Consider the following 23,078-nt stretch of genomic DNA (forward strand, 5'->3'; position numbering starts at 1 on the left):
CAGCGATGTCGGGCACTGCTGGACCGTCCGCGACTGGACATGGCTCCACCTCGTCCATGCCGAACTCGACGCGGGGCGTTTACTCCCGCCTGCAGCCGTGGCCACCGTGCGCCGAACCGCCCTGCTGGTCGACGACCCCGCATGGGCGGCGCTGGCCGCACGACTCACGGACCCACCGCTCAACGTGGGGGAGCGCTGGTCGGACGTGGCCCTGGCCGACCTCGCCGTCCTCGGCGCCCCGTGGTACGGGCTGGTGGCCCACGCCACGACGGCGCGGACCATCCGGCCGACGATCAAGTGGGAGCGGAAGGCCGACGAATGGCTGGTGGCCCTCGGCGAGGCGCGGGTGCGGGAGCAGATCCTGTCCTGGCTGTCACTCGTGGGCCCGCGGGGCCCCCTCCTGTCCGCCCCGGCCACCGTCGACGGGTGGGCTGCGGTCGACGGGCGGCCGGACCCCTACAACGGGACCGTCCTGCGTGGGCTGGTTCTCCTGCTCTCCCGGACGGAGCCCGACGAGAGGACCGTGACGGCCCTGGGCACTCTGGTCGACATCTGTCTCCAGGATGTGCCCGAGCACGGCCCTCGGGACCCGAAGCTGGCCAACGCGGGCGTGAGCGCCCTCGTACGCCTCAGCCTCAGGGATCCTGCCGCCATGGCGGAGCTGGGCCGACTCGAGTCGCGGACACCCCGTGGCAACACACGCCGCCTGATCCTCAGCCGACTGGGCCGTGTCTGACAACGCCCGCCCGACGGGAATTATCACACACGGCCCAGGTGCGTCACACGTCCGGAACCTGAGGTGAACCGGGGCGGGGAGGTCGGTCGGACCGCCCCGCCGCCGTAGGCCCCGACCTCGACCTGTGCGGGACGCCGGGGGGCGGCGGAGCGCACGGCCCCCGACGGAGCGGAAGCAGGTGTCGTGTCCCGCGAACCCGGTCTCGCAGGGCGCGGAGACGGCCGGAACGCCGGCCTCGGCCCGTCCGCCGCTCCCGTGGGGCGGTCCGCCACCGGACGCACACGGACGCCGGATCGGGGATCGCCACACACGGGAACGAAGGTGCGTCGTCAGTCCGTCTTGCCGGACGACACGAGGGTGTACATGACCGAACGCTGCTGCTTGTGACGCTGGATGCGACCCTTGGCGACCAGGGCCTCCAGGGTGTTCCGCACCACCTGAGGTGTCGGATCGCGGTCCGGGTGCTTCTCCATGAGCTCGTCCCGCAATTCCTTCGCCAGACGAGGCTCCTCGGTCCGGCCGAGCAGTTCCATCAGCAGATCCCCGAGAAGCGGGCGCGACTTCCCCTTCGCACCGGCCCTCGCCGTAGTGCCTGCCGAGGTGTTCCCCGTCGGTGCCGTGCGTCGTGAGACACCGGAACGCGTCGTCTTCCCGACGGGCGGCTCGTCCTGCAACTGCTCCGGCAGACGCGTGGCGTCAGCGAAACCCTCGTATCGCTCGGCGAGGCTCAGGATGTCTGCCAGGAGGGCTTCCTCCTGCTTCAACACCGTGATTCTTTCCGCCAGCTCCTGCTGGCGTCGGCGGTTTTGCTCCAGGTCCGATGCGGCTTGTTCTACGTACCGCGACCGGAGCGTGGCGGCTGACTGGCTGGTCACAACCGTTCACTCCCTCGTTATGGATGATGTTGCGCATGGTACCCACGCGTAGGGTCCCCTGCTGATAACTGTGGACGCCGGACCGTTGTCCGGCATGTTCCCTCTTCAAGATAAGCGTCGAAGTGCTCAGGTGTCCGGACACATACGGGCTCTCTGGGAGCCGTCATGGTCCTACCGTCGGTCGCAGAGTATTCCTTCGACGCTGAAGTGCCCCGAAAATGTGTCGGCGAATCGTCCTCGAACCCTTTTTGCGGGTCTGCGTGGCCGGACGAGACCGTGGTGGCTCGGATTCACGAGCGGTCGTGGGTATGTGCGCGGGCAGCTCGGACCGCATCCCGTACGGGCCCGTGATGGGCGGGTCCGTGTCCGGGCAGCATGATCTCTGCGTCCACGCTCTCGATCACGGCCAGGGAGTCCAGGGCCCGGTCGCGGTCGGTGTGGAACATGCCGGGCAGCAGCTGCGGCCCGTTGATCCGCGATGTCGGATGCGCGGTCACCAGGGCGTCGCCGGTGATCAGGACGCCACTGCCGGGCAGGTGATAGGCGCAGTGGCCTCTCGTGTGTCCCGGCGTGTGCAGAGGGACGGGTCCGCCGGGTAGGTCCAGCGCACCTGTCGTCGCGAAAGCCCGAGGCTCGGCGACCGGGACCTTGCTGGTCCCGCCGGCGCTCAGGGCGTGCAGGGCCCACGGGAGCACGCCGGGCTGCCAGGCCCGCACGAGGATCTGACCGATCGACACCTGGTCGAGGAAGTCGCGGCGTGCGTGCGGCACCTCGTCCGGATGCATGAGCACGGGCACGTCATACGTGGTACGGAGGTGCTCCGCCGCCCCGATGTGATCGTTGTGCGCGTGCGTGACGAGGACGGCGGCCACCGAACGAGCGGTCAGTCCGACCGCCTCCAGCGAGGCCAGCACGGCGTCGCGGTCGCCGGGATATCCCGTGTCGACCAGCGTGCAACTGTCGCCGTCCTTGATGATCACCCAGTTGGTGTTGCTGCCGGTCACCGCGTAGACGCCACTGCCGACACCGACGATGTCGTCGTGGTGCAGAACCTTCGGCACGGACGTTCCCCATCCTCTTCGCCCTGGCGGAACCCGTGCGGATTCCTCAGGCACACCTCACATGCGCGAACACGCGGAACCATAATGACACGTGTGATCAGGAATGCCATATGCATGTATGCCAAACGTGTTTCTTCGTGCTGTGACGCTCTCACCCCGGGTACGGCGCACAAGAGCCCGTCGCACCCAGGCACGAGCCACTGAGCGTGCCGCACAGCGCAGCCCTCAGCGCCAGGACGGCCTCACGGAGCTCCTCCTGAAAGGGGGTGCGGGAGCAGACGGACCGCGTCCCGGAGCGGCTGCCTCCCCACAACGGCTCCCGGGAGCCGGAGCTCGTCACGCTCGGGAGCCCTCCGGGGGCCTCCGGCGCGGACAGGCCCCGTGCGTCCGCGGTGACTTCGGTGCCGGGTTCGCCGGGGGACGGGGCGGGCACGGGAGCAAGCGCCACGGCCCCCGCCTCCCTGAGCCATCGGCGCCGGCACACGGTCGGCGTCTCCAGGTTCGCGTCGGACGCTTCCGCTCCGTCCCGGTGCGTCCGCCCGAACGACAGCGACGACCGGACGGACCCGGCGGACGTCAGAACGGCGATGGCCCTGGCCGCGGCCTCGGAGCGCGCGGTGGTCAGCGCTTCCCTCACGCTCTCACCGAGCTGATGCATGGTCAGCTCGCGGACCCCCTCGTGGGTGAAGCGGACTTCCGCCGTACGCCCGTCGGCGCCCACCGTGACCTCCACCACCCCGTTTCTGGAGGACGCCGTCACCGAAAGCGCCCTCATCTGCTCCCACGCCCTGCTCAGAGCCCCGTACCGCTCGGTGAAGTCGGCGAGGACCTGTTCCAGGCGTCTGGCGGGCGGTGTGTCCATGGTCATCCTCTGCCGGTGAAACCCCCTGCGGGCGGCATGCCGACCCGCGTCCTTCTCCGGTCCTCCCGGTGCGAGGACGGCGGTGCTGGAGGGCTCTGGCCGAGATACCTTCCGACACATGAGTGACACGAGGCACCCGCACATTTGGTTCAGATGCCTGAGAAATATGCAGTCACTCTTCCTCGTGGAAGCCCGAGATGGTCGACACGTGTCACCTGGATCGCGACGCTCACGGGTCTTCTTCCGTTCGGTCGTGGCCCGGTTTACACACATACCTCTTGATGTTCGCCCTGGAGGCGACGGTCAACGCGGCTCGACGGGCGTGACATATACCTCATGCGTGAACGTTTGGTGAGGGGGCTGCCGGGCCGGGAAGTAGGCATGTCCCTAGCCAAACCACCTGATGGGAGGGGGTGTTGCCGATGGTGCTGGTCCATTTTCCCGAGCAAAGGTGTTCGCAGGGACGGGGGGTGACACCCTGGCGACACAAATGCGGCAGTTTTCCGGCACCAACACATGCCTAGAGTGCACACGCGGGGGTTACATCCGGCCCTCGGTTGCCGCACGACAGAGAACCAGGATGGTTCAGAACACTATGGTTACGCCCCTCGCGACCACCTCCCGGTCGGACCTGCTCGGTGCGATCATGAGGGAACACCGGGACGGCCTCGTCTCGTACGCCGAGAAGATGCTGGGTGACCACGGACTTGCCGAGGACATCGTCCAGGAGACCACCATCAGGGCCTGGCGGAACATCGACCGTCTGCTCGGCATGGACGGCTCCGTCCGGGGCTGGCTCTTCACCGTGACACGGCATCTGGTGATCGACTGGGTACGCAAGCCGCACGCCCGCAGAGAGGTCGTCGGCGTCGCTTACAACGACCCCGCGTCGCGGACCGACAGCACCGAGCGGGTGCACGACACACTGGTGGCCAAGCCGCTGCTGCGTCGCCTGTCTCCCGAGCACCGCGCCGTACTTGTGCACATATATCTGTGCGACCGCAGTATCCAGGAGACCGCCGGAATCCTCGGGGTGCCGACCGGCACGGTCAAGAGTCGTCAGCACAACGCGCTGCGCAAGCTTCGCAGCGCGGTGCGTCCCGAGGCGGCCTGAGCCGATCTTTTCAGGGCCGCGGACCTGTTGTCGGCGCGCATCCACCGACAGTGCGCGGGCACGATGACGATCACTGATCGTCTGCGGGGTTCCCGGAGGGTTCGAGGCAGGTCTCCAGCGCCGAGGTCAGATGCCGGCGGAAGGTCTCGCCCAGGGGGTGGTCGTCGGCGCGGCGGACGAGTTCCGGCAGGAGATACCGCTCGGCGATGATCCACTCGGCGGCGAGCGACCGCCCGTCGAACGGCTGGGGCCGCACACCCGGCCTCGGCGGTGGCAGGCTCATGGAGCCGCGGTGCGGCGCCAGCACGGCCGTGGCCGCGTCGACGCTGTACAGATAGTGCTCGAACATCCTCGTCAGTGCCTCGGAGCGGGCAGTCGCCGGATCGAGCACCGCGCCGAGTTCCCTCGCGTAGGTACGCAGAAGATCGTGACAGGTGTAGCGCCCGGCCGCCAGTTCGACCAGCAGGTGGTGATCCATCAGCTCTGCCAGATACTGCCGGGTCCGACGCGGATCGGCGCCTGCGAGGCTGGCCGCGGCGGAGAGGGTGAGATCCCGCGAGGGGTGCAGGCCCAGCAACCGGAACAGCCGCGCCGCGCCGCTGCTGAGTGCGCCGTAGGAGCGGTGGAACGAACTGCGGACGTTGACGCGGACATCACCGCTGGACAACGCGTCGAGGCACTCCTCGGCGTCCTCGAGGCGTGCCGCATGTGCCCCGAGCGTGAACTGCGGCTGCACCAGTGCCCGGGCGCTGACGACGGCCAGGGCGAGCGGCAGCCCGCCGCACAGCTCCACGATCTCGCGGGCGGCGTCGGCCTCGGCCAGCGTCCGGTCGGTGCCCAGGCGCGCGTCGAGCAGTTCGAGACCCTCCTGGTGAGGCATGGGATGCAGGGTGATGATTCGGGCGTTGTCGGTGACGGCGAGGCCCTCCAGACGTCTCCGGCTCGTGATGACCGCCAGGCTGCCCGGGGTCGCGGGCAACAGGGGGCGTACCTGCTCGCAGTCCTCCGCGTCGTCAAGAACGAGCAGCAGACGCCGCCCGCGCAGGGCGCTGCGGTAGGCGGCGCCGAGTGCGGCGGCGCCGCGAACGGACCCGCTGCTGCCCACGCCCAGCGCGTCGAGCACCTGAGTGAGGGCCGTGGTCGGGTCGAGCGGGGCCAGCGAGGTGTGGTGCCCCTGGAGATCGATGTAGATCTGTCCGTCGGGGAAGTGGTCGGCGACCAGGTGTCCCCAGTGCACGGCCAGGGTGGTCTTGCCGACTCCGGCCATTCCGCAGAGGGCCGCGGCCGTGGCGGGTGACCGGCTCTCCCGCTCCAGAGGGAGCAGCCGCAGGAACTGGCCCACCTCCTCGTGGCGACCGGTGAAGGTGCCGCAGTCCGCGGGGAGTTGGGACGGCTTCCCCGCCTCCTCCCGGGTGGTCGGGGCCATGGGGTCGGATTTCCGCAGGACCCGGCGTTGCAGCAGATGCTGCTGCGTGGCGCGCAGTTCGGGGCCGGGCTCGACACCGAGTTCCTCGGCGAGCGCGCGGCGAACGGTCTCGAACTGCTGAATGGCCGCGGCCTGTCTGCCGGTGAGGGACAGCGCGGCGATCATTCGGGAGTGCAGCGCTTCGTCGAAGGGATGACTCTCCACGGCCTGTCGCAGCATCGTCAGGATCTCCTCCGTCAGCGTGGGTGCCGAGGAAAGGACGGCGTCGGAGGCCTCCTTCACCGTCGAGACGAACTCGTGGCCGACGGAGGTGAAGACCGGGTGCCGCGCCACCGAGGTGCCGGCTGCGACGACGGGGCCGCGCCACAGACGAAGTGCTTCGACGAAGTCCTGAGCGGCCTGAGCGGGATCGCCGCCCTTGACGGCCAGGTGTGCTCGGGCACGCAGGTCTCGGAAACGCAGGAGGTCCGACGTCGCTGCGTCGACGAGCAGACGGTAGCCGTCGGCCGCGCGTACGAGATGTGCGGCGTGGGTCCGGCTGCGCAGTTCGGGTTCGAGCGTTCTGCGCAACGCGCCGATGTGCCGGTGCACCACGTTGACGGCACTGGTCGGTGGCTCGTCGTCCCAGAGGATGTCGATCGCCTCGTCCAGGGTGAGCGGTCCGGGGGCACGGAGTAACAGCAGAGCGAGGAGGGCCAACCGTTTCGGGGGCCCCAGGTCGATCTCGTCGCTGCCGCGTGTCGCCCGCACGGTGCCGAGGACCGAGTAGCGCACTGTCGCGTCCATCTCGCGGCTCGCCTCGCCCATTCTCGTATGCGTATGCGTATGTCGTCGTCCGCCCGATGTGCTGCCGCCGCGTTGTCGGAGGGAGGCAGTCCGCTGCCGCAGGGCTTTTTGCCGGACGGCGAAGTGTAGCCATGCCCCGAGACATGTTTTCGCTGCGAAGGCCATCGGCTCGTGTGACCTGGTGCCAGGATTCCGACGGGTCGGATTCGTCGAAGGAGGCACGGCCGGTTGTGTGCAGATTGCCCCTTGTCCTCATGGCTTCGAGGGAAACGCCGGGAGGTGCCCGGGTAGGTCGACCGCGAACGAACCGACCGGTGCCGATGATTCCATTGATTGCGTCACCTGTCAAAGCGGTTACTTTGGCATGAAAGCATGTCCCGCATGAGGGATCATCAAGCGGTGACACTTCACCGAGGAGCGCTACATGTGTATGGGAAGTTAGGTAATGGGTCTGACGGCGCCTGAAGGACTGTGTGAGACATATGACCTCCACTGCGGATTGATATGTTCCGCGGCCGTCCACTCCGCCGGCCTCCTCGGCGGGTTCCCGTCGCGACCGTCCCGCCGGTGGGAGGAGGATCCCCGTGTACGTCCTGATCCCCGATGATCCCGTGTTCTTCGCGAAGTTCCAGAGCCTCGAGGAACCGCTGCTGCGCCATCTCCACCGGCTCCACGGTGCGGCCCGGGAGTCCCACGACGAGCACGTCGTCGCGGACGCCTACGACAGTTGGGTACAGGTGCTGCTGAAGCTGCCGCTGTGGTCGCGATGGCACACCGATACGCCCACCGGTCATCTTCCGAACGAGCAGCCGCGGTACGTGCTGCACGGTGCGCACGGCGGGCAGCTCGCGAGTCTGTACCCCATCGAGGTGAGCGCGGTCGATCTCGGGCATCTGACGGCCTGCCTGGACCTGTTCGTTCTGGGCGTCAGGAACCGGGGTGGATCCTGGCACCCCCCGGGCGCCGTCGGCCCGCGGAGGGCCACAGGGATTCCGGCGGAGGAGGAACACCTCACCGACGTCTTCCGGCGAGTGATGGAGGTCCTGCTGCTGCCTCCTCCGCAAACGCTTCTCGACACCTTGCGACAGGGCGAGCCCTCGGGACCGGTGGTCTCCGTGAACCTGCGGTCCGAGGAGGAGGCCGAGTACCGGAGCTTCTGCGAGGAGATCGTGACCATCCTCAGTTCGGGCGACACCTTCGCCTACCGCAGTCACCGGGCTCTGTACTACTGACTCTGAACCTTTCGCCTCCGCGCCGCGTTCTTGAGATGGAGGTTGCGTCGCTGACGGACGGATGATGACGCGGGGCGGAGGCGCCACATCGGGCCACACCCCTGTGGGCCGATTCCGTTCGTGTGCGGGCGTCCGGTTCCTGCGGGCCGACGCGACGCACCTCGCGTGAACCACCACGCTCCGCGGGTGCGTTCACTCCTGACCGGCCCCCGGGGAGACGGACCCTCGCAGGGTGGCCGAAAAAGGGGCCGGGTCCACCTGCCGGTGCCCGTCCCCCGTACGGCCCGCCTCCCGCTGTCCCTGTGGTGGAGGCGGGCCGTACGCGTCCACTCAGGAGGTCGGGCGAGCCGGGACGGGGCCCACGGGGGGCCGGGGCGTTCCTCAGCGTGCGGGTACGGCGGCCGCGGTCTTCTTGCGGGCCCGGTACGCGGCGGCCTTGTTCTTGTTCCCGCAGGACTCCATGCCGCACCACTGGCGCCGCATGCCCCGGGAGCGGTCGATGTAGACGCGCGTGCACTCAGGGTTGCCGCACTCCTTCATCAGGGGTACGTCCGGGCCGCTGAGCAGTTCGACGGCCTGGCGGGCGACGGTCGCCAGGGCCTGCTCGGGGGTCGCTTCGGTGAGCCGTCCGGCCAGGGTGAGCTGCGGAGTCGCCGGCATCCTGCGCGCGGCGGCGTTGACCGCGTCGAGCGCCTCCGCGTCGAAGTCCTGGCCGAGCCTGCGGTCGGTGACGAGCCGGTAGACGGCTTCACGGACGGCGATCGCGCCCCGGACGTCGTCTTCCCCGCCGGGCGTCACCGTGTCCACGAGGCCGGACTCCTGGTACCAGACGTTCAGACGTTCCGGCGTCACGAACATTTCGAATCGGGTGGAGCGCCGGGCACGGAGGGTGGCCGCGAAGTCCAGAGCCGGGTGCCCGCATACGAAGACATGGTTAAGATTCACATCACCATTTTGACAGGTGACTCCCGGCGGAGCAAGGATCGTCACCGCCCCGGACGGTGCCGTCGTCCTTCGGTGCGACGACGGTGCGACGACGGCGCGACGACCAGGGTACGGTTCCACCCGCGTTTGTCCAGGCCAGGGGCAGGTTTGGGCACGGCTGGGGCCTGGCCGCGCGGGGTGGCTGCGGGGTGGCTCCGATCAGACGGGCTCTCCTCCCGCCCGCCCGGCGCGGGACGGTTCTAGCCGGAACGCGCGGCCCTTCCACCGCCGGCGGAGCCATCGGTCGTGGCTCGCCACCACGATCGCGCCGGGCCCGGGGCCCAGAGCGTCCTCCAGTTCGTCGCAGAGCCGGGGAGAGAGGTGGTTGGTGGGCTCGTCGAGCAGCAGCAGTTGCGGCGGGCGCGCCACCAGCAGGGCCAGGGCGAACCGACGGCGCTGTCCCACGGAGAGCCGGCCGACCGGTTTGTCGAGATCCGCCTCGTGCAGCAGACCGAGAGAGCCCAGCGGCACCCGCTCGGCCCTCACCGCGCCCACCGACAGTTCGTACAAGTCCCGGACCGTGCGCCCGGGCCGCTCGAACACGGTGTCCTGGGCGAGCAGTCCCACCGTCAGCCCCCGCCGTCGGCCCACATCGCCCTCGGCCGCGAGGTGTCCGGCGAGCACGGAGAGCAGGGTCGACTTGCCCGCACCGTTGCCCCCGGTCACCAGCAGCCGGTCGCCCACCGGTACCTCCAGGTCGTCCACCACGAGCCGCCCCGGCACCCGCACGCCGCTCAGCGACACCAGCGGCTCGTCGGCTTCCTGGGGGCGCGCGGCCAGTTCCCCCACGGCGAAGCGGAGCGGACGCGGCGGTTCGGCGACCTGGACGCGCTCCAGCTCCGCCAGCCGCCGGGTGGCATTGCGCACCCGGCGCGAGATCTGGTTCTGCACCCGGCCCGCGCGGTGGCCGTACCCCATCTTCTCGTGGTCGGTGCGGCCCCGGTCCGGCGCGACCCGGTGTGCTTCCACGCCGGCGGACAGCCGCAGCTGCGCCAGTTCCTCCCGTTCCTCCGCGTACCGCCGTTCCCAGCGGGCGCGCTCGGCGCGTTGTTCGGACGCATAGGCGCTGTAGGTGCCGCCGTAGCGGACCGGGCCGTCCACCGCGGGGTCGAGGTCGACCAGATCCGTGCACACCGCGTCGAGGAAGGCCCGATCGTGGCTTGCCATCACCACGGTTCCGGGCAGCCCGCGCACCTGCTCCTCCAGGAAGGCGGCCGCCTCGTCGTCGAGGTGGTTGGTCGGCTCGTCGAGGAGCAGTGCGGGCGGGCGCCGTACGAGCAGCGCGGCCAGCGCGAGTCGGCCGCGCTGGCCGCCGGAGAGGGAGCCGAGCGTGCGCCCGGCCCCGAAGCCCCCGAGGCCCAGGCCCTCCAGTACGAGCGCGGCGCGGCGGTCGGCGTCCCACGACTCGCGGTCCTGGGCCTGCTCCAGCAGTCCGCCGTAGGCGTCCGCCACCTCCTGGTGGCAGGGATCGTCCTCCGGGACACGGGCGAGCTCCGCTCCCAGCCGGTCGAGTTCCGCCAAGTCCTCACGGGCCTCCCGGAGAGCCTCGTCCAGCACCTCGCCGAGTGTGGCGCCGGCCTCGTACGGCATCTCCTGGTGCAGGAAGCCGATGCCTTCGGGGCGGACGACGCTTCCCGAGTCGGGCTCGTCCACGCCGGCCAGGAGCCGCAGCAGGGTGGACTTGCCGACGCCGTTCTCCCCGATCAGGCCGATGCGGTGGCCGGGGGAGGCGGTCAGGGAGAAGCCGTCGAGAACCCGCCGGCCACCGAGGGAGCGGACGAGGTCGTGGGCGAGCAGAGCGGACTGGTGCACGGGTTCCGTCCCGGGAATCGGTGGTCGGCCCGCCGGGCGTACGGCCTCGGACGCGGGCCGCGGCACGGGCCCGGGGCTCACATCGAGGGGCCTCCGGTCTCCTTGAGCGTTCCGTCGACCAGCCCCAGCCAGCGGTTCACCCCGATCTCGGCGAGGAACCGCTCGTCGTGGCTGATCACCATGAACGCGCCCTGGTAGGAGTTGAGCGCGCCTTCGAGCTGGCCCACGCTGACCAGGTCGAGGTTGTTGGTCGGCTCGTCGAGCAGCAGCAGCTGGGGTGCCGGCTCCGCGCACAGCACGCACGCCAGGGTGGCGCGCAGACGTTCACCGCCGGAGAGCACCCCGACCGGAAGATGTGCCCGCGCGCCACGGAACAGGAAGCGGGCGAGCAGGTTCATCCGCTCCGCCTCCGGCCGCTCCGGGGCGAAGGCGGTGAAGTTCTCCGCCACGGTGCGGTCCAGGTCCAGCAGGTCCAGGCGCTGAGAAAGGTAGGCGATACGCCCGTCGTTGCGCTTGATCTCCCCGGCGTCCGCGACGAGATCGCCGGTGACCAGACGCATCAGGGTGGTCTTGCCGGCACCGTTGGGACCGGTCAGCGCGATGCGTTCGGGGCCCCGGACGCTCAGGTCGACACCGCCCGGGGCGAACACGTCCCGCTCGCCGAGCCGTACCTGCATCCCTTCGCCGAGGAAGAGGTTGCGCCCGGCGGGCACCTGGGTGTCGGGCAGTTCCAGGGTGAGGCGCTGCTCGTCGCGCAGCGCCCGGCCCGCCTCGTCGAGGCGGGCCTTGGCCTCGCTGACCCGGGAGGCGTGCATCTGGCCGGCCCGGCCCGCGGATTCCTGCGCGCCCCGCTTCATGTTGCCGGCGAAGATGCGCGGCAGTCCGGCGTTCTTGAGGTTCTTGGCGGCGTTGCTCGCCCGGCGCTCGGCGCGCTCGCGCGCCTGCTGCAGTTCCCGCTTCTCCCGCTTCAGCTCCTGCTCGGCGTTGCGGATGTTCTTCTCGGCGACCTCCTGCTCGGCGCGCACAGCTTCCTCGTACTCGGTGAAGTTTCCTCCGTACAGGCGCAGTTCGTCGCTGCCGAGTTCGGCGATGCGCTCCATGCGATCGAGCAGCGCGCGGTCGTGGCTGACGAGCAGCAGAGCGCCGTTGAAGTCCGTGAGCACGTCGTAGAGCTTGTGCCGGGCCGCCGAGTCGAGGTTGTTGGTGGGCTCGTCGAGAAGCAGGACGTCGGGCCGCTTGAGCAGTTGCGCGGCAAGGCCGAGGGAGATGACCTGGCCGCCGCTGAGCGTGCTCAGCACGCGGTCCAGGGTGAGATCGGACAGGCCCAGGCGGTCGAGCTGGGCGCGGGTGCGTTCCTCCACGTCCCAGTCGTCGCCGATGGTATTGAAGTGTTTCTCGCTCACGTCCCCGGACTCGACGGCGTCCAAGGCACGGATCACCTCGGCGACACCGAGCACCTCACCGACGGTGAGATCGCCGGTCAGGGGAAGGCTCTGCGGGAGGTAGCCCAGCGTGCCGTTGACCGACACCGAACCGGTGGCGGGGCGCAGTTCGCCCGCGATCAGCTTGAGCAGGGTGCTCTTGCCGGAGCCGTTGGGAGCGACCAGACCGGTGCGGCCGGGGTTCACGGTGAAGGACAGGTCGTGGAAGACCGGGGTGTCGTCGGGCCAGATGAAGGAGATGTTTGAGCAGACGATGGCGGCGTCGGACATGGACGACCTCGGAGGGTACGGAGGGCGGAGAGTCCCGCCCTGGGGCAGACAGGGAAGCGGGTACGACGAGACGGACCACCTCGGCAGCGCTCCTGTGCGCCGGCCTGTGGTCGTCAGCTCCGGGTCTCACCCCGAGATGTCGTCGTCACCCACCACGTCTGCGGCTCCTCGTTTCACGGTCCGTGTCCTTCGTAGCGTAGCAGCCGACTCGTTCCACGCGGGGGCGGCGGAAATAGGTTGGCGATCGATCATTCATACGTGTGTCTCCTGAGTGGTGTTGTTGACAGACCGGGAACCCCATGTCACCATCGTCACCTGTTGAATAGGTGACGATGGTGTAGTGGCTTCCGGTAGCGGTCACACGTGTCCGGTCATCCAGGACCCGCACCGCCCCGGGCGGCCGCACGCCGCCGGATCGTCGCCACGCGAAGGAGCGCAGCGACCATGGCAGGAAAGCCGAATCAAGGAGCCGAGGGCGCGCCGGTGGGACGGCGTGCGCTGCTCGGCATGCTGGGAGCGGGCGCCGCCGGTCTTGTCGCCGCGCCCTCTCTCCAGCGTGGTTGGGAGGGTTTCCTCAGCTCCGCTTCCCAGTTCGACAAGACCGGACTGACCGGGCTGCTGCCCAACCCGGGGGGCTTCCGGTACTACAGTGTCGTCGGCTCCGTACCCCGCAAGGACGAGACGAACTACGCGCTCAAAGTCGACGGACTGGTCGACAGGCCGACCACCCTCACCCTCCCCGACCTGCGCGCCATGCCCCAGACCCGGGTGGTCGCCGACGTGCTGTGCACCGACGGCTGGCGGGTGGACAACACACCCTTCGCGGGCGTGAAGCTGGCGGACATCCTCGATGCCGCCGGGGTGCGCTCCACGGGCGCGGCGGTCCACTTCACCTGCTTCGACGGCTCCTACACCGAGAGCCTCACCCTGGAGCAGGCCCGCCGCTCGGACGTCCTGATCGCCCTCGACATGCAGGACAAGCCCATCACCCACGAACACGGCGGACCGGTCCGTCTGTACGTGGCACCCATGTACTTCTACAAGTCGGCCAAGTGGCTGTCCGGTATCTCGGTCACCGACAGGGTCGTCCCCGGTTTCTGGGAGGAACGCGGATATGCGATCGACGGCTGGCTCGACGGCGCCGACCGGCAGGGCGACGCGGCCTGACCCCCCGGGCGGTGTACGCCGCTTCAGCACCGCCGAGCGCATGGTCCACCGGGCCACCGGTTACCTGATGCTGGTATGCCTGGTCTCCGCCGCCTGCCTGTATCTGGGACCCCTCGCCCAACTCGTCGGACGGCGCCACGTGGTGCTCACCCTGCACGAGTGGTCGGGCATCTCCCTGCCTCTGCCCCTCCTGCTGGGGCTCTTCTCCGCGGAGTTCCGCGCCGACCTGCGCCGGCTGAACCGCTTCGCGGAGTACGACCGTCAGTGGCTCCGCGCCGCCCGTAAGCGCCTCACCTCACCCGGGGCGCGGCCGGCGGGCAAGTTCAACGCGGGACAGAAGCTCTACGCGGGCTGGATCGCCGGTGCGGTGCTCGTGATGATGTTCACCGGCTTGCTGATGTGGTTCATGGGCCTGTTCCCCTTCATCTCCCGCACCAGCGCGATCTTCGTCCACGACCTGCTGGCCTGGACCGTCGCGTTCGTCCTCATCGGACACATGCGCAGGGCGTTCGAGGACCCGGAGGCACGGCTCGGGATGCGCACCGGGTACGTCAGCCGGTCGTGGGCCCAGACGTATCACTCCCGTTGGCTGCGGGAAGATGGCCGGGGTGACAGGGGAGAGGGACCGGGCGAGGCGTAGGAACTGTCTCCTCGGCTGTTCGACCACCCTGTGACGCGACGGTGTCGCCGTCTGTGCGACCCGGAGGCCCGACCGGGGCTACGTCGGATGACCGCACACCTGTCCGTGGTGATGCCACCGGAATCACGGATGTGAGCCGTCAATCGACTGTCGTCCGCGTAGGGATGGGCGGGCAGGGTGATGTCGGGCGGCGGAGACTCGCAGGTTTCTTTCCGGCGAAATTCCCTCGACCCCCTTCCGTCACCGCTCTAACCGGTGATAAAGTCCCGATCAGACTTCGGCGGCCCCGGGATGTCCCACACGGGGAACCGTCCATTTTCCAAAGACCTGCTTTCCGTGGACCTGCTCATGTGTGGAGCACATGTGTCGCAGAGGCCAGGCGCACACCTACTTCTTTGAATGGGAAACCCATGAGACGACTTCTGACTGTCCTCGCGGCCGGCGTGCCGCTCGCCGCGGCGGTGTACCTGCCGGCCGCGTCGGCCGAGGCCCAGACAGCCGCCGCAACTCCCCTGACCTGCCGTTCCACTTCCGTGAAGGCGCCCGCCGGGACCAAGGTGGAGAGCGTCACCGCGGTCCGCCACGAGGCGGGCACCGTGGACGTTCCTCCGGTCCTGCCGCTGCCCGGAGCGCAGATCGCCGATGTGCCGGCGTACTGCGACGTGACGGTGACACTCACTCACCCCGGCCAGGGCGACCACGCCAAGGTGCGTGTGTGGCTCCCGATCGACACCTGGAACGGGCGCCTCCAGACCCTCGGCGGCAGCGCCTTCGCGGCCGGCGACTACGGCATCGGTCTGGCCGGCGCGGTCAAGAACGGCTACGCCGCGGCGACCACCGACGCCGGCGTCGGCACCTACATCGACAGCAGCTGGGCTCTGAACGACCGGGGCCAGGTCGACACGGTGCTGCTGAAGAACTTCGCCAGCCGCTCCGAGCACGAGGCCGCGGTCGTCGCGAAGGACGTCGTCGGCGGCTTCTACGGCAAGAGCGCCTCGTACGCGTACTTCAACGGCTGCTCGACCGGCGGACGCCAGGGCTACATGGAGGCCCAGCGTTACCCGGACGACTACGACGGCATCCTCGCCAACGCGCCCGGTATCAACTGGGACGAGTTCGAGGTCGCCACCCTGTGGCCGCAGGTCGTCATGAGCAACGAGAAGACCTACCCGTCGTCCTGTGAGCTGAAGACCTTCACGGACGCCGCGGTCAAGGCCTGCGACTCGCTCGACGGCGTCAAGGACGGTCTGGTCAACGACGCGTCGGCGTGCGACTACGACCCGCGCCGGCTGATCGGCACCAAGGTCGTGTGCGACGGCAAGGAACTGACCATCACGGCGGCCGACGCTGCCGTGGTCCGCAAGATCTGGGACGGCCCGCGCACCGCGTCCGGCAAGAAGCTGTGGTCCGGCGTGCCCGTCGGGGCCGACCTCTCGGGCCTCGCCGGCGTCACCGCGCCGGACGCGGACGGCAACGTCAAGGGCCAGCCCTTCCCGGTGCCCGCGGCCTGGGTCCAGACGTGGGTGCAGAAGCAGCCTTCCTCCGACATCTCGACGATCACCTACAGCCAGTTCACCAAGCTCTTCAAGCAGTCCCAGGCCGAGTACGACAAGGTCATCGGCACCGACGACACCGACCTGTCCGGCTTCCGCAAGTCCGGCGGCAAGCTGCTGACGTATCACGGTGAAGCAGACCAGTACATCCCGACCGCGGGCACCGTGAGCTACCGCGAGCAGGTCGAGCGGGAGATGGGCGGCACCAAGCGGGTCGACGACTTCTACCGTCTCTTCCTCGCTCCGGGTACGGCCCACTGCGGCCTGAACAACGGCAGCGGCGCCTCGGCCGACGACCTCGGCGCCCTGCGCACCTGGGTCGAGCACGGCAAGGCCCCCGAGACCCTGCCCGCCACCCTGATCAACGCCGACGGCCAGGCCGTCGACCGTGACCTGTGCAGCTACCCGCAGGTCCTCCGCTACCGGGGCCACGGCGACCTGGCGGACGCCTCCAGCTTCCGGTGCGTCGCTCCCTCCCGGTACTGACCTGAGACCGGTACTGACCCGAGATCGGCACTGACCCGAGACCGGTACTGACCCGAGACCGGTACTCCTGACCCCGAGAAAGGCCACATCCCGTGAGTACGCAGACAGTTCCGCAGCCCCGCGTGGCGGACGACAGCGGACGCTCCTCTCTGCTGAGGCTGTACCTGGGCCGTGGTGTCCTCGCCGTGGCGTGGGCCCTGGCGTTCGCCGGAGCCCACGACGACGTCGATGCCGTGGCGATCACGCTGCTGGTTGTCTACCCGCTCATCGACGCGGTGTCCTCGTTGATCGACTTCCGGGCCACCCCCGACGGCTCGGAGCGTGGCGTGACCGCCTTCAACGGGGTGCTCAGCACGCTGGCCGCCCTCGGGGTCGGCATCGCCGGAGCGGGCGGGGTGGAACCCGTACTCCATGTGTTCGGGGCCTGGGCCGTGGTTTCCGGCGCCGCACAGGTGATCGTCGGACTGCGGCGGCGCGGTCCCGAGCTGGGGAAGCAGTGGCCGACCCTGATCTCGGGCGGGCTGTCGTTCGTCGTCGGCATCTTCTACAACATCCAGGCCCTCGGCGACAATCCTTCGCTCGACGTGCTGTCGACGTACGCCACCGGTGGCGGGGTGTGGTTCATCCTCCAGGCCCTGCTGCTGGGTTGGAAGTCCCGTCAGCTGCGTATCCGTTCCGTCTGATCGCCGTTTGACCCGCCGGCTTCCCGCTGGTGTTGTCCCGGTCCGCGCCTCGTGGCGCGGGTCGGGACTTCGTGCGTCGTGGCGCGGGTCGGGACTTCGTGCGTCGTGGCGCGGGTCGGGGGTTCGCACGTCGGCGGACCGGAGGATCGGCGAGGTTGTGGGGTCCGTCCCTTCGGGATTCCACCGTGGCCGACGAGGCCGTGCGACGCGGGGCCGGATCGTGCGGAGGGCGGCTCGGTGCGCTGTTCCCGGGCGGGGCGTCGTCGCTGCCTGTCGGAGCCGGCCGGAACGGCCCCGCCGGGAGGAGTGCTCCGCCCGGCCCGGGATTCCTGCCCGCACGGTGCCGGCGGATCGCTCGGCGCGGAGGGACCGTGGCGCGGGAATGCCTTTAGGGAGCCGGGACCGCGAGGTTCTCCGCACAGGTGGTCGGTCGGACCCGCACGGTGCTGCTCGACCGGCTCACGGCACTCCCGTGGACCACGACGATCAGAACCAGGTGGGCCCGGTCAACTCCCCGTATCACGGCCCGTTGTTCCGCTTCCCGACAGTTCGGCGGAGTCCGTCCGGGCACGCTCGGACCGTCCGCCCGTGAACGAGCCGGGGTCGGGGCGGGTGCCGAGGCGCTCGGCCGGACCGCCGTGCGGATACGCGAAAACGCCGGGAGGGATGTGCGCGGGTCGCGCACATCCCTCCCGGCGTCGGGGGAGTGGTCGTCAGTTGTCGCTGTTGAAGATCGTCAGCAATTGCAGCACCTCCAGGTAGATCCACACGAGGGTGAGGGTGAAACCGAAGGCGGCCAGCCACGCCTCCTCGCGCGGGGCGCCGTAGGCGACGGCGTCCTCCACGTGCTTGAGGTCCAGGGCTAGGAAGGCCCCGCCGAGCACGATGCCGGCCAGTCCGAAAACGATGCCCGCGCCGCCGCTGTGGAAGCCGAGGCCGTTGCCCGCGCCGAAGGCGGAGAAGAGGGTGTCGGCCAGGAGGAGCAGCACGAAACCGATGGAGGCGGCAGTGACGAAGCCGAGGAACCTCCGGTTAACACGTATCCAACGCATGCGGTACGCGATGAGCACACCCGCGGAGACCGCGAAGGTACCGAGCACGGCCTGGACCACCACACCCGGTGAGATGTACGTCGACACCGTGCTGGAGAACACACCGAGGAAGACGCCCTCGAAGGCCGCGTACCCGAGGATCAGGGCCGGGGACGGCGTCCGCTTGAACGTCTGGGCCATCGACAGGGCGAAGGCGACGAGCGCGGATCCGACCGCGATGCCGTACGACCGGCTCAGCGCCGACTCGTCGACGGGCAGCAGCAACCAGGACAGTACCGCCGCGAGCGCCACGGTGCCGAGGGTCGTCGCGGTCCGGACGACGACGTCGTCCATCGTCATCGCGTCCTGGCCGTGACGGGTGTCGGCGCCCGGGGCGTAGGGATTGGTGTAGGGGTCCGTGGTGTAGTCGGCGGCCGGTCCGCCGCCGACCGCGGTGCCCACCGGCCTGCGGGTGTCGTCGGCCGGAGCCAGGTCACGGGCGGCTCCCCACCTGGAGAAGATCGGGTTGCTGGTCCTCACGTCGTTCCTCCTCGTCCGCCGCGCGTGCGGCCTGCGGCAAAGCGCTGTCATCGAGTGCCCGGGGCGGCATACGTGTGGCGGTGGCGACCGGCCGGGCCGACGACGGCAACCCTGTGCGTCACCACTTTGACAGGTGACGCATCGAGAGGCAAGCCCGTTCGAGAAGGGTCATTCGGACGGGGCCGTCGGCCCCTCGATCAGCTCCGCGAGAAACCCGTCCCAGTCCAGCCCGTCCATCTCCGTCCCGGCCGCCACCGTCCGGTACGTGGCGTCGAGCCACTCCGCCAGCGACTCGGTCGGCAGATCGAACAGGGCTTCCATCTCCTCGGACTCCAGCAGCAGCCAGGACGAGGGCCGTTCGCCGGGCAGGGTCGGCCACATCCGTACGTCGCCGGAGCCGCTCATCGACGTCACTCCGCGGCGCAGCAGCTCGCGGCCGAGATGCCAGACGAGGCTCGGCCCCCGCTCGGCGATGAACTCGACCGTGATCACCGCGGCCTGGGCCGGGTCGAAATGAAACTTCGCCCGCATCGGAAGCCGGGTGAACTCGTCGAGCATCTGGTCGAGTTCCAGCAACAGGGCGGGCACGGGCTGGGGCGTCGAACGCGCTCTCAACGATGAGTGGTCACGGTGCATGACAGGGGGTTCCCTCCGTGGGTCGAAGACTGCGTGTCCCACTCTTCGCCCAGTACCTCTCCCCGCACATCGGTCAGTTGACGGTCGAGGGGTGTGCCGGGTGCGGGCCGTCGGCGGTCCCCGGGGAGGCGCGGGGGCGGCGCGGGATTCCGGGGTAAGTCAATTGGCTGCCGGTGCTGACGGATGCCGCCTCGGGCGCGCCTTCGAACCGCCGTCACCAGCCTTCGTGGAAGGTCCTCTGCCCCGGGGAAGGCGGCGCCCGGACGATCCCGGAAGGCACGGACCCGCCCGCGGCCGGTGCTCCGGCCGGCCGCGGGCGGGTGATACCGCGACCGACCCGGCCGACTACGTCCTGGTGGCGGTCGCCCTTCGGGACGACCGAGGATCGCAACGCCGTTGCTGGTCACGGCGTGCGCAGATGCGCACGGTGGCGGTCGCCCTTCGGGACGACCGAGGATCGCAACCTGACCCACCACCCCGAAGGAGGCGCCATGTCCGGCGTGGCGGTCGCCCTTCGGGACGACCGAGGATCGCAACCCTACCCGCACTTTCCAGACGTCCGACGCCGCGAGTGGCGGTCGCCCTTCGGGACGACCGAGGATCGCAACGTCTCCCCGACGACGTCCGCTCCGCGGTCGGCGGGTGGCGGTCGCCCTTCGGGACGACCGAGGATCGCAACTCGTAGAGGGAGTCGTACCTGCGCGGCGCCCAATAGGGTGGCGGTCGCCCTTCGGGACGACCGAGGATCGCAACGACATCAGCCAGACCGACCCCATTGCCGAGGAGACGTGGCGGTCGCCCTTCGGGACGACCGAGGATCGCAACTTCGCGAACGACCTGGTGTGCTCGATGCTCTCCAGGGTGGCGGTCGCCCTTCGGGACGACCGAGGATCGCAACCCCCAGTCCATCGACGGGATGCCCGTCGACATTCCGGTGGCGGTCGCCCTTCGGGACGACCGAGGATCGCAACCTGACCACGGGCGGAGCGGTGCAGGCCCACCGCGGCGGGTGGCGGTCGCCCTTCGGGACGACCGAGGATCGCAACGCCGCACTACCGGTCCGGGTGGGACGACGGGCTCGATGGTGGCGGTCGCCCTTCGGGACGACCGAGGATCGCAACGAGCTGCCAGCCGGCGGGGGCGGTGACGGGCTTAAGGTGGCGGTCGCCCTTCGGGACGACCGAGGATCGCAACCGCGCGGCTTCCAGGCGGCCTCTGGAGGGCGCTGACGGTGGCGGTCGCCCTTCGGGACGACCGAGGATCGCAACACGACCCGGACGTACGCGATGCACCGGCGGTGCGCGGTGGCGGTCGCCCTTCGGGACGACCGAGGATCGCAACACGACGAACGCGATGGCGAGGCCGACGAGGAGTGGCGGTCGCCCTTCGGGACGACCGAGGAACGCAACGTCTACGCCCCCACCGACCCGGCGCTGTACACCGCGGTGGCGGTCGCCCTTCGGGACGACCGAGGATCGCAACGACATCAAGGACGACGACGCCGTCAACGGGGACACCGTGGCAGTCGCCCTCCGGGGCGACCGAGAATCGCAACGACGAACAGCTCCTGACCCCGGCCATGGAAGCCATCGGTGGCGGCCGCCCTTCGGGGCGACCGAGGATCGCAACTACGTTGATCCGGACGATGCCCACGTCAAGGTCCCGGTGGCGGTCCCCTTCGGGGCGGTTGAAGACCGCAACTTCATCGCGCACCAAGATCGGTAGCACGGCCAAGGGCCACGCCGCACAGACGCTCACGGGCTCGTCGTGGCAGGTCCCGAGCTTGAGCCGCCAGGGACTTTTCAGGGACTTTCAGCTCTGTCGGAGGGACATCCGAGGGAGTTTTCGCAGCACAAGCACGGAAGGCAACGACAGCGCTGAAAGGCCCACGGCTTTGGGCTCGATGCTCCGCGCCCTCGCTCCACTGCGCTCCGGCACGGCGGCGGGCTGGTAGTGGCAGGCGAGACCCTTCGGGACCGCAGACGGCCCTGACCTGGGGCAACGTGCTTCGGTGGGCCCGGCGGCGTCACCACCGGCCCACCGTTGCACGGTCAGGCGTACGGGTAGAACCCCGCCCCCGACTTCCGGCCGAGCTGCCCCGCGTCCACCATGCGCTGGAGCAGCGGGGGAGCGGCGTACAGGGGCTCCTTGTACTCGGCGTACATTTTGGCCACGCGGCCGTAGGCGTGGGGTGGCCAGCTATCCTCAGGGTTGTCTTAACGGATGTTGGTGGAGTCGAGGGTCAGCAACTTAGACAACTGTGGCGCATGCGCCGAGCACTTAATGGCACACCCGTTCGGTGCCGTGTCGTACGCGCGGTGCTCCCCAGGGGGGTCGCTTCTCAGATGTCGAGTAGTTGCCGGAGGGTGTCCGGGCCGAGGCGCTTGTCCGCATCGGCGACTGCCCCATTGAAGCGGACTCCTTCGGTTCCGAGGATTTCTGCGGGGGTGTCCGTTCGGGTATGGTCCGCCCACTGGAAGCCGTTGCTGACGCGTCCTGCCGCATTCAAGACTCGCCAGGGGTTGGGACATTGGCCGCAGGTACTCAGGTGTCTTCCGACCGGAACGGCGTGGCTGCCTATCACTGCTGCCACGTCACCGTAGGTGGTCCATCGTCCGGCAGGGACTGCGCCCAGCAGGGTGTGCAGCTCCGTCCAGTCTTTGCGGGTGCCGTTGAGTTGCTTGGCCAGCCCTGAGAGGTTGAGTCCTGCCAGGGTGGCCCATTCTTCGCTGTCGACATCGCTGGGAACCTGACTGGTGTCGACGTCCCACCATGTTGTGCCCTGTATGCCGTCGGTGGTGCGGCTCGTCACGCTCGTGAAGATGTGGTTGGCCAGTCCGGTGGGGGAGTAGGACGCGCCGTCGGCGTCCCAGATCAGTGGCTGGGCAGTGTTGTTGGTCCAGATGGCGGTTGCTCTGCTGCTGTCCTCGTCTACCCACACGTTGATGGCATTACGGATGGCTTCCGTTGCGCCATGGCGCGGTGTCATGAGCAGTTTGGTGCCTTCGGGCAGCAGGCCCGCACCGACAAGTACGTGGACGGCGTTGCGGGAGCGTGCGCGTTCCTGCAGCTTCTTGGCTGCCGCCTCGCCTTCGACTCGGGCAGGCGCGAGCGTGAATTCCTCTACCTCCGGGGTCGGATAGACCTTGGTGAAGCCGGCGACGACGTGTCCCTCCACCTTCCACAGCCCCACCTGAATGAGGTCGATGTCGAGGCTCATTTCCGACAGCCAGACCACGGAGTGGGTAACCTGCTTGGGGAAGTCAGCGGCGATGATCACCTGTCGGGGGCGCTGGAGCAGCTCCGGGCTCCACTCCCCGTCCACATGATCGAGCAGGCGCTGCCTGCATGCATCGAAGTCGAGGTTTTGCCCCCTGCGCGACAGGAAGTCGCGGTGCGCCTGGGCCAGGGTGCTGAGGTCGAACCGGGACACCAGGGCGGCGTAGGTGATTGCCTGGAGGTGCACGTCCCGATCAGCCGTTCCGCGCTTCAGCTCGACCACGACGAGGCGCCCGGTTGCGTCCAGGCCCAGGATGTCCAGCCGGTCGCGGGCTGGCACGCCGTCCGTGTCGGCCCACCGGTCGTACTCCGCGGTAACGACGAGCACGGACTCCCCGAGTACCTGCGGGTGCGCGATCACCCATTCCTGAAGGTGCTGTCGCTCAAGGAGACTTTCGGCAGCCAGCCCGGTGCGCGAGATCGGTTTGGCCGTCTCACCTGTGACGGTGAAGAGATGATCCAC

General features: G+C 69.2%; 16 protein-coding genes, 2 pseudogenes and 1 CRISPR repeat array. Of the genes and pseudogenes, 7 read left to right on the plus strand and 11 right to left on the minus strand.

Annotated elements, in window-relative coordinates; translation table 11 throughout:
* A pseudogene (locus ACWD3D_RS00005) lies at nucleotides 1-736 on the plus strand (hypothetical protein); the annotation flags it as partial.
* Between the two features lie 329 nt (nucleotides 737-1,065).
* Here ACWD3D_RS00005 and ACWD3D_RS00010 read toward each other — a convergent pair.
* The 3 genes from ACWD3D_RS00010 to ACWD3D_RS00020 form a co-directional block, all read right to left on the minus strand.
* Nucleotides 1,066-1,611 (minus strand): hypothetical protein, encoded by a 546-nt coding sequence (locus tag ACWD3D_RS00010; protein WP_451458644.1) that lies wholly within the window; start codon nucleotides 1,609-1,611, stop codon nucleotides 1,066-1,068.
* 290 nt (nucleotides 1,612-1,901) lie between these two features.
* Entirely contained in the window at nucleotides 1,902-2,672 is a 771-nt protein-coding gene (locus ACWD3D_RS00015) for an MBL fold metallo-hydrolase (RefSeq protein ID WP_451458645.1), read from the minus strand.
* Between the two features lie 151 nt (nucleotides 2,673-2,823).
* Nucleotides 2,824-3,534 carry a YbaB/EbfC family nucleoid-associated protein gene (locus ACWD3D_RS00020; protein WP_451458646.1) on the minus strand — a complete coding sequence of 237 codons (711 nt, stop codon included), beginning with the start codon at nucleotides 3,532-3,534 and terminating at the stop codon, nucleotides 2,824-2,826.
* Nucleotides 3,535-4,114: 580 nt separating this feature from the next.
* Here ACWD3D_RS00020 and ACWD3D_RS00025 point away from each other — a divergent pair.
* Nucleotides 4,115-4,648, plus strand: coding sequence for a sigma-70 family RNA polymerase sigma factor (locus ACWD3D_RS00025; protein ID WP_451458647.1), 534 nt, complete (start codon nucleotides 4,115-4,117; stop codon nucleotides 4,646-4,648).
* Between the two features lie 70 nt (nucleotides 4,649-4,718).
* On the opposite strand, the gene ACWD3D_RS00030 is transcribed toward ACWD3D_RS00025, so the two are convergent.
* Nucleotides 4,719-6,881 (minus strand): BTAD domain-containing putative transcriptional regulator, encoded by a 2,163-nt coding sequence (locus ACWD3D_RS00030; protein WP_451458648.1) that lies wholly within the window; start codon nucleotides 6,879-6,881, stop codon nucleotides 4,719-4,721.
* Nucleotides 6,882-7,444: 563 nt separating this feature from the next.
* Here ACWD3D_RS00030 and ACWD3D_RS00035 point away from each other — a divergent pair.
* Entirely contained in the window at nucleotides 7,445-8,092 is a 648-nt protein-coding gene (locus tag ACWD3D_RS00035; protein WP_451458649.1) for a hypothetical protein, read from the plus strand.
* A 381-nt stretch (nucleotides 8,093-8,473) separates the two neighbouring features.
* Here the strand turns inward: ACWD3D_RS00035 and ACWD3D_RS00040 are convergent, their stop codons facing one another.
* From ACWD3D_RS00040 to abc-f, 3 genes are all read right to left on the minus strand, one after another.
* The gene (locus ACWD3D_RS00040) at nucleotides 8,474-9,037 is read right to left on the minus strand and encodes a CGNR zinc finger domain-containing protein (RefSeq protein ID WP_451458650.1); all 564 of its coding nucleotides are present in this window, start codon (nucleotides 9,035-9,037) and stop codon (nucleotides 8,474-8,476) included.
* Between the two features lie 198 nt (nucleotides 9,038-9,235).
* Entirely contained in the window at nucleotides 9,236-10,888 is a 1,653-nt protein-coding gene (locus ACWD3D_RS00045; RefSeq protein ID WP_451458651.1) for an ABC-F family ATP-binding cassette domain-containing protein, read from the minus strand.
* Nucleotides 10,889-10,965: 77 nt separating this feature from the next.
* Nucleotides 10,966-12,600 carry a ribosomal protection-like ABC-F family protein gene (gene abc-f / locus ACWD3D_RS00050; protein ID WP_451458652.1) on the minus strand — a complete coding sequence of 545 codons (1,635 nt, stop codon included), beginning with the start codon at nucleotides 12,598-12,600 and terminating at the stop codon, nucleotides 10,966-10,968.
* A gap of 444 nt (nucleotides 12,601-13,044) precedes the next feature.
* Between abc-f and ACWD3D_RS00055 the strand changes: the two genes are divergently transcribed.
* From ACWD3D_RS00055 to ACWD3D_RS00070, 4 genes are all read left to right on the plus strand, one after another.
* Entirely contained in the window at nucleotides 13,045-13,767 is a 723-nt protein-coding gene (locus ACWD3D_RS00055) for a molybdopterin-dependent oxidoreductase (protein WP_451458653.1), read from the plus strand.
* Entirely contained in the window at nucleotides 13,715-14,407 is a 693-nt protein-coding gene (locus ACWD3D_RS00060) for a cytochrome b/b6 domain-containing protein (RefSeq protein ID WP_451458654.1), read from the plus strand. The genes ACWD3D_RS00055 and ACWD3D_RS00060 overlap by 53 nt, the downstream gene beginning before the upstream one ends.
* 410 nt (nucleotides 14,408-14,817) lie before the next feature.
* Nucleotides 14,818-16,446 carry a tannase/feruloyl esterase family alpha/beta hydrolase gene (locus ACWD3D_RS00065; RefSeq protein WP_451458655.1) on the plus strand — a complete coding sequence of 543 codons (1,629 nt, stop codon included), beginning with the start codon at nucleotides 14,818-14,820 and terminating at the stop codon, nucleotides 16,444-16,446.
* 92 nt (nucleotides 16,447-16,538) lie between these two features.
* Nucleotides 16,539-17,129, plus strand: a complete 591-nt coding sequence (locus ACWD3D_RS00070; RefSeq protein ID WP_451458656.1) for a DUF308 domain-containing protein — start codon at nucleotides 16,539-16,541, stop codon at nucleotides 17,127-17,129.
* Between the two features lie 713 nt (nucleotides 17,130-17,842).
* Here ACWD3D_RS00070 and ACWD3D_RS00075 read toward each other — a convergent pair.
* From ACWD3D_RS00075 to ACWD3D_RS00090, 4 genes and pseudogenes are all read right to left on the minus strand, one after another.
* Nucleotides 17,843-18,700: a Bax inhibitor-1/YccA family protein gene (locus tag ACWD3D_RS00075; protein ID WP_451458657.1), complete on the minus strand. Its 858-nt coding sequence runs from the start codon at nucleotides 18,698-18,700 to the stop codon at nucleotides 17,843-17,845.
* A 168-nt stretch (nucleotides 18,701-18,868) separates the two neighbouring features.
* Nucleotides 18,869-19,288, minus strand: coding sequence for an SsgA family sporulation/cell division regulator (locus tag ACWD3D_RS00080; RefSeq protein ID WP_451458658.1), 420 nt, complete (start codon nucleotides 19,286-19,288; stop codon nucleotides 18,869-18,871).
* 403 nt (nucleotides 19,289-19,691) lie between these two features.
* Nucleotides 19,692-20,965: direct repeats of the CRISPR family, unit length 37 nt; unit sequence GTGGCGGTCGCCCTTCGGGACGACCGAGGATCGCAAC.
* A 422-nt stretch (nucleotides 20,966-21,387) separates the two neighbouring features.
* Nucleotides 21,388-21,501: pseudogene (locus tag ACWD3D_RS00085) on the minus strand (3-hydroxyacyl-CoA dehydrogenase family protein); the annotation flags it as partial.
* 176 nt (nucleotides 21,502-21,677) lie between these two features.
* Nucleotides 21,678-23,078: a DNA-binding protein gene (locus ACWD3D_RS00090; RefSeq protein ID WP_451458659.1), complete on the minus strand. Its 1,401-nt coding sequence runs from the start codon at nucleotides 23,076-23,078 to the stop codon at nucleotides 21,678-21,680.

The organism is Streptomyces sp. NPDC002690 (genome assembly GCF_053592415.1).

Excerpts from the sequence above, each read along its gene's own strand:
- ACWD3D_RS00020 (WP_451458646.1), bottom strand. The coding sequence starts at position 3,534 with ATGGACACACCGCCCGCCAGACGCCTGGAACAGGTCCTCGCCGACTTC.
- ACWD3D_RS00030 (WP_451458648.1), bottom strand. The coding sequence starts at position 6,881 with ATGGGCGAGGCGAGCCGCGAGATGGACGCGACAGTGCGCTACTCGGTC.
- ACWD3D_RS00060 (WP_451458654.1), top strand. The coding sequence starts at position 13,715 with ATGCGATCGACGGCTGGCTCGACGGCGCCGACCGGCAGGGCGACGCGG.
- ACWD3D_RS00025 (WP_451458647.1), top strand. The coding sequence starts at position 4,115 with ATGGTTCAGAACACTATGGTTACGCCCCTCGCGACCACCTCCCGGTCG.
- abc-f (WP_451458652.1), bottom strand. The coding sequence starts at position 12,600 with ATGTCCGACGCCGCCATCGTCTGCTCAAACATCTCCTTCATCTGGCCC.
- ACWD3D_RS00065 (WP_451458655.1), top strand. The coding sequence starts at position 14,818 with ATGAGACGACTTCTGACTGTCCTCGCGGCCGGCGTGCCGCTCGCCGCG.
- ACWD3D_RS00055 (WP_451458653.1), top strand. The coding sequence starts at position 13,045 with ATGGCAGGAAAGCCGAATCAAGGAGCCGAGGGCGCGCCGGTGGGACGG.